The following is a 14,819-nucleotide window of genomic DNA, read 5'->3' on the forward strand; positions in this document are numbered from 1 at the left end:
CATGGAAAAGTGCGTTCAAGACGCGTTGTTGTTTTTTCTGCCCTTCGCCGCCGCCGGTTTTTTTCTCATAAAAAACCGGAAGCTCGGCTCGCTGGCGGTACTGCTCGGCTACGTCCTGGCGGCGGCGCAGGCGGTTTGCTGCAAGGTGCTGAACCGCAATCTCGACTACTTCATTTTCATGCGGCTCGACTGGGACATGCTGCGCATGGCGCCGGTCGTCATGGCGGCGACGAGCGCCGTCTTTATCGCGATCACGGCGCTGGTCCTGACCGCCGTCTGGCTGAACTGGACGGGGCGGCTGCGGCGCACTTCGCTCGAGAACCGTCGTTGGCCGCGCCGCTGCCTGCTGGCGCTTTGCGCGCTGGCGATCGCCTTTTCGCCCGTGACCTCGGTCTATCGGGAGATGCTGAACGTCCGGCGGCAGTTCGCGCGGGCCTCGGCCTGTTCCGAGGCGGAACTTTTCGCGGCGCTGGGAGCGCGGCGGCCACCTCTCGAAGAAGCCGACCTCGAGGCCGAAGCGGGAAGAAACGTCGTCGTCATCTACTGCGAATCGCTGGAGACCAATTTTTTGAACCGGGAAGACTTTCCCGCTTCGCTGCCCTGCCTGCACCGCCTCGCCGATTCCGGCTGGACGCTCTGGGACGATTACAAATGCGTCAGCGGCGCGACCTGGACCATCGGCGCGCTGTACGCGACGCAGACTTCGTTCCCCGCCTTTTTCGGCGGCGCCGGCGACGATATTTTCGACCGGCTGAAAAGCAGCCGCCTGCCGTCCTGTACGAAGGTGATGCGGCGGGCGGGCTACGACTGCCTGTTTCTGGCGGGATGCGAGCTCGGCTTCGGCGGCACGGGCGGCCTGATGAAAATGCTGGGCTACCGCGTCAAGGGGTTCCAGGACTTCGAAAAAGGCTGCGAAAAAACGGTCTGGGGCGCGCACGACGCCGACCTGTTCGAGCAGGCGAAGATCGAATACGCGCGTCTGGCCGCCGCCGGACGGCCGTTCAACCTGACGCTGCTGACGGTCGACACGCACTTTACGAAAGGGCTTCCCGACGCCCGCCTGAAGGACAAGGTGTCGCCCGCCGTGCCGCCCATGAGCCACGAGTACTGCGTAGCCTGCCTGGATTATCTGCTCGGCGATTTCGTCGACTTCGTCGGGAAACAGCCGGGCGGACGCGAAACGGCGGTGGTCATCCTCGGCGACCACCTGATGATGGGCAGCGAGAACAACACGCCGATCCTCACACGCCTGAAAAAACGCGCGCGCACGGTGGCGCTGTTGACGAACCGCCGCCCCGCGGGCAGAGACCCGCACGGCGAGATCGGCTTTTACAACATTCCCGGACTGATTCTCGATCTGGCCGAAATCAAGCATAACGCGCCGTTCCTCGACGATCTCGCGCCCAACCTTTCGCCGCGCGCGATCGAAACGCACAGCGCCGAACTGACCGCCCTCAACCTGCGCCTGACCGGCCGGGATGAGGCGGCGTCAGAGGCGGAATGAAAGACGCCGCGAAAGCGAGAAATCGGTGTTATTTCAACAACATGATTCGTGATCCGTTGAAAGCACGATGACGGAGGATAACGGAAGGAGCAAGATATCATGGAAGCGATTCTCGGCAACGTGATGGTCGACTGCAACGACGAAACGGGACTGCAAAATTTTTACGCCGAACTGCTGGGCTGGGAAAAGTGCGTGCTGTTCGAGCGGCCGGCGATCAGGAGTTCAGGCGGCATCGTCTTCTTGTTCATTCAGGAGGAAGATTACGTGCCGCCCGTGTGGCCGGAGGAAAAGGGGAAACAGCAGAAGCAGATGCACTTCGACTTTCAGGTGGAGGATCTGCCGGAGGCGGTGAAAAGGGCCGAGGCGTTGGGCGCGGTCAAAGCCACGGCGCAGTTCGGCGGCGCGCAGTTCGTGACCATGGTCGATCCGGCCGGGCACCCGTTCTGCCTGTGCCGGAAGTAATGCCGGTTTTCGTTAATACTAATTCTTGATAGAAAGTATTAACATAGTTTCCCGGGCGCTGCGGAGGAGTTCAGTCGCTCGGGACTCCCTCGACCGCGGCGCGGTCTGCGCAGCTCGCTTTGTGAATCTCCCCCGCAGCGCCTCTGTATTCGGCATTTTGATTGAGAAATAGTATAAAAAGCGCGAAACGCCGTAAAAGGCAAAAAGCGTCCGGAAGTCGATGGCATCTGGTCCATCGGCTTCCGGACGCTTTTAATGTTCCACGTGGAACATTTCTGCCCGCCGGTCGAGAGCAGGCAAGCTGCGACTGGCGGCGGTTCATTCGTCCCGCCGCGGCATCTTGGGCACGAACTTTTCCGCGCCGGCGGTCATCGACTGGATGTAGGCGGCCGCCTTCCGCAGCGCGGGCACGGCTTTTTCGATCAGTTCCGGCGTGAGGCGTTCCGTGGTGCTGGCGAGGCCGAGCGCGCCGAGCAGCTCGCAGCCGGCGCCGAAAACTGGCACGTCCAGCGCCGCAGTGCCGTAGGTGCGCTCTTCGCGCGAGACGGCGTAGCCGCGTTCCAGCGTCTTTTCAATGGCGCGCAGCACTTCGTCGGCGGTCGTCGGCGTGTGTTCGGTATAGCGGGGATAGGGCGCGGCGGCGAGGATTTTGGCGCGCAGTTCCGCCGGCCCCCAGGCAAGCATCACTTTGGAGGCGGCGCCGTAGGGGAACTTCGCCTCGCTGCCCTCGGGCGTGACGTAGCGCATCAGCTGCGCGCGGCAGACGGAACAGATGCAGAGGCGCCGATCGTTGCGGATGATCTGAAACGAGACGTTCTCGTCCAGTTCGCGGGCCAGTTGTTCCAGCTGCGGGCGCAGTACGTGGAGCAGCGGATTGTGCCGCTCGAACGCCTTGCCCAGCGACAGCACGCGGGGGCCGAGCACGTAGCGGGCGTCTTCGCCGCGGCGGATCACGTAGCCCATCTGCTCCATCGTGCCGCACAGACGCATGACGCGGGATTTGTGGATGCCCAGAGCGCCGCTCAGCTCCGTCAGCGAAGCCGAGCCCTCCGTTTCGAGAAAATCGAGCGCTTCGAGACTGAACACGACCGAGGCGTTCAGCCGTTCGGATTCTTTGACGCGGTTTTTCAGCTCCATGCGGAGTCCTCCTTGCGGGACGGCGTTCGCCGCAAAAGCGGGCGCGCCGCCGGCGCGTTGAATTTCGGCGGGAGGCTTGACAACCTTCGCTGGCTTGCTAAAATAATAGCAATTTTTAAAAATAGAATCAAGTGTCGTAAAAATAGAATTTTTTGCGGGCGTCATTTTAAGTGAATCGCATGAAACGGAGGATTCTCGATGAAGGAAAAAATGTTTGCGCTGATCGACGCGTTGAAGCCGGAGCTGTCGGCGATGTCCGACGACATTTACGATCATCCCGAGGTCGGCCTGACGGAGGTCCACGCCTCGTCGCTGCTGACGGGATGGCTGGAGAAGCGCGGCTTCGCGGTGGAGCGCGGCGTCGGCGGCCTGCCCACGGCCTTCCGCGCCGTGTACCGCCGCGGCGAAGGCGGCCCGCGCATCGGCCTGCTCTGCGAGTACGACGCGCTGCCCGCGCTGGGGCACGCCTGCGGCCACCAGATGCAAGGGCCGTGCATCCTCGCGGCCGCCGCGGCGCTGAAGGATTCCGACCTGCCCGGCCCGTTCTCGGTGGTCGTCTACGGCACGCCCGCCGAGGAGACGGAGGGCGGCAAGATCCTCATGATCAAAAACGGCGACTGCTTCCACGACATCGACGTGGCCCTGATGATGCACGGCAGCGGCGAGACGACGACCGACATCAAATCGATGGCGCTGACGAACTTCTTCGTCGCCTATCGCGGCACGGCGGCGCACGCGGCGATCAAGCCCGAACTGGGGCGCAGCTCGCTGGACGCGATGTCGCTGGCGTTCCACGGCGTGGAGTGCCTGCGCGAGCACGTCAAGGAGGACACGCGCATCCACTACAACATCACGGACGGCGGCGGCACGGGCGCGAACACGGTGCCGTCTTTCACCAAAGCGCAGTTCTACGTGAGGTCCTACAACCGCGCCTATCTGGAGAGCGTGATCGCGCGCTTCCTCAAGGTGCTGCGCGGCGCGGCCATGATGACGGAAACGGAAGTGGAGATCGAGCGCCGCAAGGACGTGGACAACAAAATCCCGGCGTTGAAGCTGAACGACGTGATCATGGAAAACGCGCGCGCCGTGAACGCGCCGGCGATCCGCCCGCCGCGCCAGAAGACCGGCTCGACCGATCTCGGCAACGTCATGCAGCTCATGCCGGGTTCGTGCATCCGCGTGGCCTTCGTGCCCGAGGGTTCGCCCTCGCACTCGCAGGCGTACCTCGACGCCGGCAAGACGGATACGGCCCACAGCGCCATCGTCACCGGCGCCAAGGTGCTGGCCGCCACGGCGGCCGACATGATCTCCGTCCCCGGTCTGCTGGACGAAATCAAAAAAGAGTTCGCAACGCGCAAGGCGCAGCTCGAGGCTGAGTCGCGCGCGTAGGTACAAGCGTCGCGGTCTTTTGGGTTTTATCGTTGGAAGCGAATTTATGAGGAGGGGTTCGTTATGTCCGAAGAAGTGAAGGCGGCTGTTCCCGCAAAGCCAAAGAAGGCGATGAACACGCTGGTGATCATTTTCGCCGTCGTCGTGGCCGCCTGCCTGGCGACGTGGATCATTCCCGCCGGCGAGTTCGACCGCGTCAAAGTCGGTTCGCGCTCCGTCGTCGACGCGGCGTCGTTCCACTGGGTAGAGAAAAGTCCCGTCAATCCGCTGCTGATCCCACTGCACATCGCCAGGGGCGCCAAGAGCGCCGTCGATCTGCTGTTCATGCTGCTGTGTTCCGGCGCGGCCTTCGCCGTCGTCATCAAGTCGGGGGCCATGCACTCGTCGATCGGCACGCTGGCGCTGAAATATCGCGAGCGCAAATCGATGTTCGTGCTCTCGATGTTCGTGCTGTTCTGCTTCATCATGCTCACGCGCGGCCTCGTCGAATTCGTGGCCTTCGCGCCGGTGCTGGTGATGATCTGCCTGGCGCTGGGGCTCGATTCGGTCACCGCCGTCGCCATCATGACCGGCGGCACGGCCGTCGGCTTCGCCACCGGCATGCTCCAGCCCAGCACGACGCTGATCGCCCAGGAGCTGGCGGGGCTGGCTCCCTTCTCGGGGCTGTGGTACCGCGCCATCTGCTTCGGCCTGTATATGGTTCTCACGGGCTTTTTGATCTGGCGCTACACGGTGAAGATCTCCAACGATCCTACGGCTTCGCCCATGTACGACCTGGACAAGGCTGAGAACCTCGGCGATTCCGACGCGATCGAGGCCTACGGCCCCATGGACGCGAGCAAGTGGCTGGTGACGCTGGCGACCGTGGCGGCAATGGCGCTGATGGTCTACGGCAGCATCCGGTGGAAGTGGAAATATCAGGAGCTTTCCGCCACGTTCATCGGCCTGGCCATCGTCGCCGGTCTGTGCGCGCGCATGTCGCCGTCGGCGATCGCCAAAACCTTCGTGGACGGCGCCAAGACCATGGTCATGGTCTTCTTCCTCGTCGCGGCGGCGCGAGCCATCTCTTCGATCCTCGCCGACGGCAAAGTGCTCGACACGATCGTCTACGCCCTCGGCGAAGCGCTCAAGCTTGTTCCCGCGTGGCTTCAGGCCCCGGCCATGTTCATCGCCAACCTGCTGATCAATACGGTGATCCCCTCCGGCTCCGGCCAAGCGGCGGCCGTGATGCCGATCATGCTGCCGCTGGCCGACATCATCGGCATGACCCGGCAGACGGCCATCCTCGCCTTCAACTTCGGCGACGGCTTCTGCAATTGGGTCATCCCCACCAGCTCGGCGCTGATGGCGGTGCTGGGCATCGTCAACATGCCCTTCGAGCGCTGGATGAAGTACAGCTGGCGCGTTTTCCTCTGGTGGGTGGCGCTGGGCTGCGTGCTCGTCTCCGTCGCTCACATGATCAAGCTGGCGTGACCCCGGCGTAAAAAAAGAGAGCGTCCGCGCCGTGCGGGCGTCCTCTTCACGTATTTGCCGACGGCAGGCGACGGAGTATAATGGGAATCGACAGGAAGGTGACTTACGATGAACCGTATTCCGATAGAAGACGAGATCGCGGCGCTGCGGCGCGATCTGCACCGTCATCCCGAGCTGAGCGGGCAGGAGACGCGCACGGCGGGGCTTGTCGCCGCCGAACTGGAACGGCTGGGGCTGACGGTGATCCGCGCGCCAGAAAAGGGCAACAGCCTGCTGGGCGTGCTGGACACGGGACGCGCCGGCAAGACGCTGGCGCTGCGCGCCGACATGGACGCGCTGCCGCTGCAGGAGAACGCCTGCAACCTGAAAGGGGCAAAAGCGGTCGTCTCCGAAATCGACGGCGCGGCGCACATGTGCGGGCACGACTTCCACACCGCGGGCATGCTGGCGGCGGCGCGGCGGCTGACGGCAATCAAAGAACAACTGGCCGGGCGCGTAATTTTCTGCTTCGAGTCGGGCGAGGAGATGGGCCTGGGCGACGACGCGCGCGCCCTGCTGGCGGAGCTGAAGCCGGTGGACGCGATTTTCGGCGTCCACGTGCAGGCCGCTTTCCCCTGCGGCGCCGTGGTTGTGATCGACGGATCCTGCACGGCGGGCTGCGAGACGTTCGCCGTTAAGGTTCGGGGCAAAAGCGCGCACGGCGCCACGCCGCACCTCGGGCTCGACCCGATCAACTGCGCCGCGCAGATCCTCTGCGGGGCCAATTCGATCATCTCGCGCCGCGTCAACGCCCGCGAGGCGGCGGTGCTGACGGTGTGCAACTTTCACGGCGGCTCGACGTGGAACCGCATTCCCGACGAGTGCCGCATGGAAGGCAGCCTGCGCTTTTTCAGCGAACAGGTGGGGCGCGACCTGCACGCGTTGCTCGAACAGACCGCGGCCGGGACCGCCGCGGCCAACGGTTGTACGGCCGAGGTGCACTGGCGCAACTGGTGTCCGCCCTCGGTCAACGACGTGGCGCTGGCGGCGCTCGCCCGCAGGGCGGCGGAAGAAATCGGCGCCGAAGTGATCGCCGGCGAGTCGTGGATGGCTTCCGAAACGTTCGCGCGCTACCGCGAGATTGGTCCCGAAGTGTTGGCTTTCGTGGGCTGCGCCAATCCCGACACGGGCTGCGGCGCGCCCCAGCACAGCGACCAGTTCGACGCCGACGAGGACTGCCTGGCGGTCAGCGCCGCGCTGACGGTGCAGTTCGCGCAGGAGTTCCTGGGCGAGGCTTGAACAAAGGCCGCCACGGAGAAAAGCAAAAAAAGACGAAATCGCGTCGCAAAAGAGAGCGGCCGCAGTCAAAAAAACTGCGGCCGCTCTCTTTTGCGACGCTCTCGAACGTCCCAGCCGTGAAATATAAATAAGTTTTCAGAAAATATTTTTCATGCGGGAACGCCGAAAACGCTTTTGATTTGTGCCGCGAAGCGGCGGTAAGTTCTCCGTACCTCCGCAGCGGCTTTTGTTTTACCGGCGCAGCCGCGCCAGCGCGTCGGCCATGCGGCGCAGGGCTTCCTGGAGCTGGCTCATGGACGTGGCGTAGGACAGGCGCAGATAGCCGGGGGCGAAGAACGCTTCGCCGAAGACGACGGCGATTTTCGCTTCTTCGAGCAGGTAGTCGGCCAGATCCCGCGAAGAATCGACGCGGTATTTCCCGAGGCGCGCGCCGTAGAACGCCGTCACTTTCGGGAACAGATAGAAGGCGCCGCGCGGTTTGACCAGCTCCACGCCAGGCATGGCGCGCAGCGCTTCACAGGCGAAATCGCGGCGGCGCTGGTATTCGGCGCGCATCGCTTCGACCGCGTCCTGCGGGCCGGCCAGTCCGGCGAGGGCGGCTTTCTGGGCGATGCCGTTGGGGGCTGAAGTCATGTGCCCCTGGATGTCGGCGATGGCCTTGGCCACGTCGCCGACGGCGGCCGAGTAGCCGAGGCGCCAGCCGGGCATGGCGAAGGCCTTGGAGAAGCCGTTGACCGTGACGGTGCGGCGGCGGACTTCTTCCGAGACGGAAGCCACGGAGAAATGCCGCGCGTCGTCGTAGATCAGCTTTTCATAAATTTCGTCGGCGATCAGGTAAAAGTCTCGCTCGCACGCCAGCGCCGCCAGATCGCGCAGGGAATCTTCCGCGTAAACGGCGCCGGTGGGGTTTTGGGGCGTGCAGATGAGCACGGCTTTGGTGCGCGGCGTCAGCGCCTCGCGCACGGCTTCGGGTTCGAGGGCGAATCCGGTTTCGGGACGGCAGGGCAAAAAGACCGGCCTCGCGCCGGCCAGCTTGATCATCTCGCTGTAGCTGACCCAGCCGGGCGTGGGCAGGATCACCTCGTCGCCGGGATTGCAGAGCGCCAGGAGCGCGTTCTGCAGCGCCTGCTTGGCGCCGGTGCTGACGCAGATCCCGGAGGGCGCGTATCGCACGCCGTTGTCGCGTTCCAGTTTAGCGCAGATGGCGCGTCTCAGCTCGACGATGCCGGGTACGGCGGTGTACTTCGCAAAGCGCGCTTCCACGGCCGCGACGGCGGCGGCGCAGACGTTTTCCGGCGGCGGAAAGTCAGGCTCGCCGATGTTGAGCTTGATCACGTCGACGCCCTGCGCGGCCAGTTCTTCCACGCGGGCCGAAAGCCCGATCGTGGCCGAAGGGACGATATTTTTCGCTCGCTCTGAAATCATTGCGGTCATCTCTTTTCCAAATCAAATGAAGGGGGAAAGAACCTTTTCGCCGCCAAAGGACGAAAGGAACAAAAGGGAAAAAGCCGAAACGGGACGTCTGCTTATCGTTGTTCCGCGTCGCCGCGTCCGTCGTTTTTCGGCGCGGGCCTGTTGGGCCGGCGGCGGCCCGACTGGCGGCGCAGCACGCCGCGGACGATGCGGATCACCTGCGAGGCCGTGCGCTCCAGGTCTTCGCGCGAACGCTGGAACGACTGCGAAGTGGTGCATGGCCCCGCCGTGATCGGAAAAACCGCCGTCAGCCCCATGCTCATGAGCGGCCCGATATGTCCGCGCACGCAGCCCACCAGGGCGACCAGCGGCACGCCGGCGGCGCGCGCCCGCGTCGCCAGGCCGGAAATCACCTTGCCCTGCGCCGTCTGGTGGTCGATGCGCCCCTCGCCGGTGAAGATCACGTCGGCGCGCCTGATCTCGCTGTCGAGGCGGACGACTTTGGCCAGCAGGTCGACGCCCCTGACCAGCTTCGCGCCGAGCAGGCCGGTCAATCCCGCGCCCGCGCCGCCAGCCGCGCCGCCGCCGGGCAGGTCGAGCACGCTGCGGCCGGAAGCTCGTTCGATCGCGGCCGCAAATCGGCGCAGCCCAGCGTCGAGGCGCTGCACGGTCTCCGCCGTCGCGCCTTTCTGCGGCCCGTAGACCGCCGCGGCGCCGCTGGGGCCGCAGAGCGGGTTCTGCACGTCGCAGGCGAGCAGCAGCTCCGTCTCCGCAAGACGCGGGTCGAGGCGCGACACGTCGATGCGCTCGACCTTTTCCAGCGATCCGCCGCAGGGCGTCAGCTCGCCGTCGGCGGCGTCGAGAAAACGGGCTCCCAGCGCGGCGAGGATGCCCATGCCGCCGTCGTTGGTGGCGCTGCCGCCCAGCCCCAGAACGATGAAACGGCAGCCCGCGTCGAGCGCGGCGCGGATCTGTTCGCCCGCTCCCAGCGAAGTGGTGCGGAGCGGATCGCGCTGACCGAGAGGGATCAGCGGCAGCCCTGAGGCCGCCGCGATCTCCACGACCGCGCCGCGGTCCGGCAAAAGCCCCCAGCCCGCTTCAACAGGCTGCCCCAGCGGCCCCGTGAAGGGACCGCGTACCGTCCGTCCGCGCATCGAGCGCACGAAAGCTTCGACGGTGCCTTCGCCGCCGTCGGCGATGGGCAGGATCTTCAGATCCGCCCACGGGCAGCCGCGCCGCACGCCGCGGGCCACGGCTTCAGAAGCTTCGAGCCCGCTGATATTCCCCTTGAACGAATCCATGGCGATCAAAACTCTCATCGATTTCACCTCCCGGCCGAGAAAAAAAGCAGCCTGCGCTCATTTTAGCGTATCTGCCGGCGAAAAGGGAGGTTTGCGCAGACGTTTCCGGACAGAAGTCTGACAAAAACTCGCATTCAGAGTATAATTTTCGTGATACACCGTTTCCTTTCGCTGTTTCAGCGAAAAATATCCTCAGATGAAGTCGAGGTGTGTGGAAAATGAACAAAGCAAAAATGTTCGTCGCTTCGCTGGCCGTCCTCTGCCTGTCCGCCGGCGGCGCGGCGGCGATGACCCAGAGAGAATTCGTCGATCTGTGCCGCGACGGCAGCCCGGCCGAGATCACGCTGGCCCTCCGCGATGAAAAGCTGTCGCCCGTCAAGGCCGCCAGCGGCGTGACGCCTCTGATGGGAGCGGCTTCCGCCCGCGGCGCGGCCGCCTCGGTGGAAAAACTGCGGCTGCTGATCGACGCCGGCGCCAAGGTCAACGTCGCCGACGGCAACGGCATGACCCCGCTGATGTACGCCGCCCAGTTCGGCGACAGCCCCGACGCGATCCGTTTCCTGCTTTCGGCCGGCGCCAACCGCGAGGCCCAAGACCGCCGCGGCTGGACGCCGCTCGCCTTTGCGGCGGCCAAGAACAGCTCCGTCGAAATGGTGAACGCCCTCGTCGACGCCGGGGCCGATATCGACGCCCGCGCCCGCGACGGCGCCACGCCGCTGCTGCTGGCCCTGCGCGGCGGCGCCAACCGCGGGGCCGTGATCTCGCTGCTCGATTCGGGCGCCGACCGCAAGGCGAAAGATCTGCCAGGGCGCGCTCTGAACGACTATTTCAAAGCGAGCCGCTTCAAGGGCGATGCCGATATCGCCGCCCGCCTTCAGGACGCCGCCGGTCAGAAACCCCTTGAGCCTGCGCGCCTCGTCCAGCTGTGCCGCTTCGGCAGCGCCCAACGCCTGCGCTCCGCGTTAAAGGCCGGCAGCGATCCCAACGCCGCCGTCGACGGCCTGACGCCGCTGATGTGGGGCGCCCGGGACAACCGCGATAAAAACGTGCTGAGCACCCTGATCGACGCCGGCGCCGACGTCAACGTCCAGGATCCGGAAGGGCGCACGGCCCTGATGTACGCCGTGAAGAATCCCGCCGCCGTTCAAACTCTGATGAACGCCGGCGCGCGTGCCGATTTGTTCGACAAAAACGGCCGCAGCGCCCTCGAATACGCCGGGGAAGCCGGCGTCAAAATCGACGAGCTGGGCGGACTGAAAGCCGCGGTCGAGAACCACCGCGCCCGGGCGGACTACGAAAACAGACTCGGCGCCCAGAAGGCCGAATCCGAGAAAAAAATCGCCGAGCTGACCCGACAGCTCGAGAAAGAACGGACCGTCCATCAGGTGACGAAGGACGCCGCCCGCCAGGCCGAAGAGGAAGCCCAAGCCGCCGCCGAACACGCCGCCGCCGAGAAGGCCGAACTGGCCAAACAAATTGAGACGGCCCAAGCCCAAATCGCCGCGCTGACCCGGCAGCTCGAATCCGAAAAGGCGGCCCACCAGGCGACGAAAGACGCGGCCGCGAAGGCCGCCGAAACGGCGAAAGCCGAATTGGCCGAAGCCGCTACGGCGCTCGCAGCGGCAAAAGCCTCCGTGGCCGAACTGAACGGACGGATCGAAGCTGAAAAGGCTGCGGCCGACGAAGCCGCGAAAGCCGCCGCGGCCGAGTCCGACAAAGAGCTTGCCGCCGCCCAAGCCCAAATCGCCGCGCTGACCCGGCAGCTCGAATCCGAAAAGGCGGCCCACCAGGCGGCGAAAGACGCGGCCGCGAAGGCCGACGAAACGGCGAAAGCCGAATTGGCCGAAGCCGCTACGGCGCTCGCAGCGGCAAAAGCCTCCGTGGCCGAACTGAACGGACGGATCGAAGCCGAAAAGGCCGCGGCCGCGAAGGCCGACGAAGCCGCGAAAGCCGCCGCGGCCGAGTCCGACAAAGAGCTTGCCGCCGCCCAAGCCCAAATCGCCGCGCTGACCCGGCAGCTCGAATCCGAAAAGGCGGGCCGCCAGGCGACGAAGGATGCCCCGCTTTCCCCCGCCGAAGAAACGAAAAAACCTCTGGGCGGCCTCCTTGGCCTGCTTCGGCGCGCAGGAAGCGCGCCGAAGGAATAGCCCTCCGCGCTGAGTAAAAAAGAGCCTGCGCCCGGATCGCTGCTGACGATCCGGGCGCAGGCTCTTGACGTTGTTCGGGAGGGCGGTTATTTCTTCATGAATCCCTTGCCGGCGTTCCACGCCTGGCCGACCTTTTCGCCCGAAACGCAGGAGCCGGACTGGAACTGATCGAAGATCAGCGCCTTCAATTTGGCGAGTACGATTTTTCCTCTCATAAACGGCGATACAGTTCATAAAAAAACGACGCGATATCCGGGGCCCATGCCTCTCTTTTGCGCTTGTCGCCGAGGATAAGAAAAGATAAAATTATGCGCATGTGCAAAAGCGGATCCGCTTTTCTTTTTTCGAACGGGTCGTTTCCCCGATCGGACCGGGCGGCGGCAACTTTGAAGCGTGCAGGGGGAAAACGCCGCCAGAGAGGACCCGCGCAAAAGGCCGCGGGACGATCGCCGGGATGTTGCGGCCTCGATCGGGATCGGCCTTTCGCTGGCCGATCCCGACGGAGACGAAGCGATCGCGGCGGGCACGACATAAGAGACGAGGGGCAGGAGTTAGTGTATGAGTATGAGAAAAACGGCTGCGCTGGCGCTTTCGGCGGCGCTTTTGGCGGCGCCCGCTTATGCGGACGGTTTTGCGGTGTACGAGTGGAGCGCCCGCGGCGTGGGCATGGCCGGCGCGATGATGTTCGGCGACGAAGCTTCGCTGATCGCTTACAATCCGGCGGCGATCACGCAGTTCGACGAGAAGGGCAGCTTTTCCGGCGCCGTCACCTACATCGCGCCGCGCGGCTCCGCCGACTTTCTCGACGGCGGCGATAACGTCTTCAAGACGCAGCACAACAAGAACAATCCGGCCTACGTGCCCGCCTTCTTTTACGCGCGTAAAATTCAGCCCAACGCCTGGTTCGGCGTCGGCGTTTATCCCCGTTTCGGGCTGAAGGCCTCCTACGATCCGGGCTGGTACGGCCGTTTCAGCAACCGCAGCATCGAGTTCCTGTCGGTTTCCTTCGCCCCCAACGTGGCCTGGAAGCTCGCGCCGTCCCTGTCGATGTCCGTGGGCGCGGAACTGATGTACGCCGGGCTGAAGCTTGACAAGTCGACCCGCCTCGGCGGCGAGACGCCGATCGACCTCGACGGAGACAGCTGGAGCGCAGGCTGGAACGTCGGCCTGAGCTGGCAGGCGACGCCCCGGCTCTCGCTGGCGGCGCTGTACCGTTCCGAAGTCAAGCAGACGGTCGAGGGCGACGTGAACCTGTACAGCAGGCTGGGGCAGATCGCCACGCGGGGCAGGGATCGATCCATCTGCCCGAAAGCTATACTTTCGGCGTCGGCTACAAGTTCAGCGACCGCACGCGCGTCGAGTTCAACGCCGTCAAAACCATGTGGAGCTCCTATGAAGACCTGACCATCAACGTCGCCGTGCCGCCGCCGTATCGCCCTTATCTTGGGGGGATCTCGAACTATCCTTATTATGAAGAAAAAAACTGGCGTAACGGATGGCGCTACCAGTTCGGCGTCGAGCACAAGATCAACGACAAGTGGACGATCCGCGCCGGCTTCGTCTACGACGACTGCTCTTCCTGCGATCCCGACGACGCCGATTTCATGGTGCCCACCGGCACGCGCCGCACCTATACCGTCGGCGCCAGCTGCCGCGTCAAAAACGTCGAGTATTCGCTCGGCTACGGCTACATGGACGTCGGCGACAAACGCATCAACAACGCCGGCGAAAATCACGAAGACGCCTTCACGCGCGGCTGCGACGCCCACATCGTTTCGATCGGCGCGCGCATCGATCTGTGATTTTCGTCTGCAAACGGATATAATTCAAGGGCGGAAGCTGAAAAGCCTCTGCCCTTTCCCTTTATCCCCTTTCCGAAGGAGCGATCTCCATGAACTGGTTCCCCTTTCTCAGTTATGTCCTTGTCTCCACCTTCACGCCCGGGCCGAACAACATCTCCTCGATGTCCAACGCCGGCCGCTACGGCTTCGGCGCCTCGCTGCGCTACCGCCTGGGGATCTTCTGCGGCTTCTTCACCGTGCAGCTGCTGGCGGCTTTGTTCAGCGCCACGCTGCTGGATTATATCCCCGCCGCTCAGCCTTACATGCTGGCTCTCGGCGCCGCATACATCCTCTGGATGGCCTGGAAGACGCTGACCAGCCGATCCGGCGGTGAAGAAACGTCCGCCGCCGACAACGCTTTTCTGTCGGGCGTGCTGCTCCAGCTCGTTAACGTCAAAGTAATTATTTTTGCCGTCACCACTATGTCGACTTTTGTGCTGCCCTATACCCGCTCCGTACTGACGCTGGGCCTTTTCACACTCGGACTGGCGGGCACGGCCTTCGTCTCGGTCAACTGCTGGGCCGCTTTCGGCGCCGTGTTCAGCCGCGCCCTGCGCCGCCACGAACGCGCCGCAAACGCCGTCATGGCCCTGCTCCTCGCCTACTGCGCGCTGTCGCTGTATCTGTAGAAACAGGCCGTTCCACGTTTTGCCAATCGCCGGGGCGCGTGCTATAATGCCGCTGTCACTTCGCGGAGGGGTGGCCGAGCGGTCTAAGGCGGCAGTCTTGAAAACTGTTGAGCGCAAGCTCCGGGAGTTCGAATCTCTTCCCCTCCGCCACCGGAAATTTCATGCAAAAAATCGCGGCCGGTCGTCGTTGAGCCAACGCTCTTCGATGACCGGCCGCGATTTTTTCTCTCTGTCTCTCGACGTTT

12 protein-coding genes, 1 tRNA gene and 1 pseudogene are annotated in these 14,819 nt (G+C 64.2%); 10 read left to right on the forward strand and 4 right to left on the reverse strand.

Annotated features, from left to right (window positions below):
* Window position 1: 1 nt before the first annotated feature.
* Together RAH42_RS00405 and RAH42_RS00410 are read left to right on the forward strand one after the other, a co-directional pair.
* The gene (locus RAH42_RS00405) at window positions 2–1,504 is read left to right on the forward strand and encodes an LTA synthase family protein (protein WP_317539730.1); all 1,503 of its coding nucleotides are present in this window, start codon (window positions 2–4) and stop codon (window positions 1,502–1,504) included.
* 99 nt (window positions 1,505–1,603) lie between these two features.
* The gene (locus RAH42_RS00410; protein WP_078016852.1) at window positions 1,604–1,966 is read left to right on the forward strand and encodes a VOC family protein; all 363 of its coding nucleotides are present in this window, start codon (window positions 1,604–1,606) and stop codon (window positions 1,964–1,966) included.
* Window positions 1,967–2,284: 318 nt separating this feature from the next.
* On the opposite strand, the gene RAH42_RS00415 is transcribed toward RAH42_RS00410, so the two are convergent.
* A complete protein-coding gene (locus RAH42_RS00415; protein WP_120372587.1) occupies window positions 2,285–3,103 on the reverse strand; it encodes an IclR family transcriptional regulator in 819 nt (272 codons plus the stop codon).
* A gap of 198 nt (window positions 3,104–3,301) precedes the next feature.
* On the opposite strand from RAH42_RS00415, the gene RAH42_RS00420 reads away from it, so the two are divergent.
* The 3 genes from RAH42_RS00420 to RAH42_RS00430 all read left to right on the forward strand — a co-directional run bounded on the left by RAH42_RS00420 (window position 3,302) and on the right by RAH42_RS00430 (window position 7,243).
* Window positions 3,302–4,492: a M20 family metallopeptidase gene (locus RAH42_RS00420; protein WP_317539731.1), complete on the forward strand. Its 1,191-nt coding sequence runs from the start codon at window positions 3,302–3,304 to the stop codon at window positions 4,490–4,492.
* A gap of 63 nt (window positions 4,493–4,555) precedes the next feature.
* Window positions 4,556–5,965 carry a YfcC family protein gene (locus RAH42_RS00425; RefSeq protein ID WP_078016854.1) on the forward strand — a complete coding sequence of 470 codons (1,410 nt, stop codon included), beginning with the start codon at window positions 4,556–4,558 and terminating at the stop codon, window positions 5,963–5,965.
* A 108-nt stretch (window positions 5,966–6,073) separates the two neighbouring features.
* Window positions 6,074–7,243: an amidohydrolase gene (locus RAH42_RS00430; RefSeq protein WP_078016855.1), complete on the forward strand. Its 1,170-nt coding sequence runs from the start codon at window positions 6,074–6,076 to the stop codon at window positions 7,241–7,243.
* Window positions 7,244–7,474: 231 nt separating this feature from the next.
* Here the strand turns inward: RAH42_RS00430 and RAH42_RS00435 are convergent, their stop codons facing one another.
* Both RAH42_RS00435 and RAH42_RS00440 read right to left on the reverse strand, forming a co-directional pair.
* A complete protein-coding gene (locus tag RAH42_RS00435; protein WP_078016856.1) occupies window positions 7,475–8,668 on the reverse strand; it encodes a pyridoxal phosphate-dependent aminotransferase in 1,194 nt (397 codons plus the stop codon).
* Window positions 8,669–8,769: 101 nt separating this feature from the next.
* Window positions 8,770–9,975, reverse strand: a complete 1,206-nt coding sequence (locus RAH42_RS00440; RefSeq protein WP_078016857.1) for a glycerate kinase — start codon at window positions 9,973–9,975, stop codon at window positions 8,770–8,772.
* 200 nt (window positions 9,976–10,175) lie between these two features.
* Here RAH42_RS00440 and RAH42_RS00445 point away from each other — a divergent pair, with 200 nt between their 5' ends.
* Window positions 10,176–12,104, forward strand: coding sequence for an ankyrin repeat domain-containing protein (locus RAH42_RS00445; RefSeq protein WP_317539732.1), 1,929 nt, complete (start codon window positions 10,176–10,178; stop codon window positions 12,102–12,104).
* A gap of 86 nt (window positions 12,105–12,190) precedes the next feature.
* Here the strand turns inward: RAH42_RS00445 and RAH42_RS00450 are convergent, their stop codons facing one another.
* A complete protein-coding gene (locus tag RAH42_RS00450; RefSeq protein WP_255415987.1) occupies window positions 12,191–12,319 on the reverse strand; it encodes a hypothetical protein in 129 nt (42 codons plus the stop codon).
* Window positions 12,320–12,497: 178 nt separating this feature from the next.
* On the opposite strand from RAH42_RS00450, the gene RAH42_RS00455 reads away from it, so the two are divergent.
* From RAH42_RS00455 to RAH42_RS00470, 4 genes and pseudogenes are all read left to right on the forward strand, one after another.
* A complete protein-coding gene (locus RAH42_RS00455) occupies window positions 12,498–12,638 on the forward strand; it encodes a hypothetical protein (protein ID WP_158606347.1) in 141 nt (46 codons plus the stop codon).
* Between the two features lie 30 nt (window positions 12,639–12,668).
* Window positions 12,669–13,906: pseudogene (locus RAH42_RS00460) on the forward strand (outer membrane protein transport protein).
* An 89-nt stretch (window positions 13,907–13,995) separates the two neighbouring features.
* Window positions 13,996–14,574 carry a LysE family transporter gene (locus RAH42_RS00465; protein WP_317539733.1) on the forward strand — a complete coding sequence of 193 codons (579 nt, stop codon included), beginning with the start codon at window positions 13,996–13,998 and terminating at the stop codon, window positions 14,572–14,574.
* A gap of 64 nt (window positions 14,575–14,638) precedes the next feature.
* Window positions 14,639–14,724 (forward strand) — tRNA-Ser (locus tag RAH42_RS00470).
* The last annotated feature ends 95 nt before the right edge of the window (window positions 14,725–14,819 follow it).

It is taken from the genome of Pyramidobacter sp. YE332 (assembly GCF_033060595.1).
Taxonomy (GTDB): Bacteria; Synergistota; Synergistia; order Synergistales; family Dethiosulfovibrionaceae; genus Pyramidobacter.

What these genes read in the sequence shown, in the direction of transcription:
- RAH42_RS00425 (WP_078016854.1), top strand. Translation starts at nt 4,556, where the DNA reads ATGTCCGAAGAAGTGAAGGCGGCTGTTCCCGCAAAGCCAAAGAAGGCG.
- RAH42_RS00420 (WP_317539731.1), top strand. Translation starts at nt 3,302, where the DNA reads ATGAAGGAAAAAATGTTTGCGCTGATCGACGCGTTGAAGCCGGAGCTG.
- RAH42_RS00440 (WP_078016857.1), bottom strand. Translation starts at nt 9,975, where the DNA reads ATGAGAGTTTTGATCGCCATGGATTCGTTCAAGGGGAATATCAGCGGG.
- RAH42_RS00405 (WP_317539730.1), top strand. Translation starts at nt 2, where the DNA reads ATGGAAAAGTGCGTTCAAGACGCGTTGTTGTTTTTTCTGCCCTTCGCC.
- RAH42_RS00445 (WP_317539732.1), top strand. Translation starts at nt 10,176, where the DNA reads ATGAACAAAGCAAAAATGTTCGTCGCTTCGCTGGCCGTCCTCTGCCTG.
- RAH42_RS00435 (WP_078016856.1), bottom strand. Translation starts at nt 8,668, where the DNA reads ATGATTTCAGAGCGAGCGAAAAATATCGTCCCTTCGGCCACGATCGGG.
- RAH42_RS00450 (WP_255415987.1), bottom strand. Translation starts at nt 12,319, where the DNA reads ATGAGAGGAAAAATCGTACTCGCCAAATTGAAGGCGCTGATCTTCGAT.
- RAH42_RS00430 (WP_078016855.1), top strand. Translation starts at nt 6,074, where the DNA reads ATGAACCGTATTCCGATAGAAGACGAGATCGCGGCGCTGCGGCGCGAT.
- RAH42_RS00465 (WP_317539733.1), top strand. Translation starts at nt 13,996, where the DNA reads ATGAACTGGTTCCCCTTTCTCAGTTATGTCCTTGTCTCCACCTTCACG.
- RAH42_RS00410 (WP_078016852.1), top strand. Translation starts at nt 1,604, where the DNA reads ATGGAAGCGATTCTCGGCAACGTGATGGTCGACTGCAACGACGAAACG.
- RAH42_RS00415 (WP_120372587.1), bottom strand. Translation starts at nt 3,103, where the DNA reads ATGGAGCTGAAAAACCGCGTCAAAGAATCCGAACGGCTGAACGCCTCG.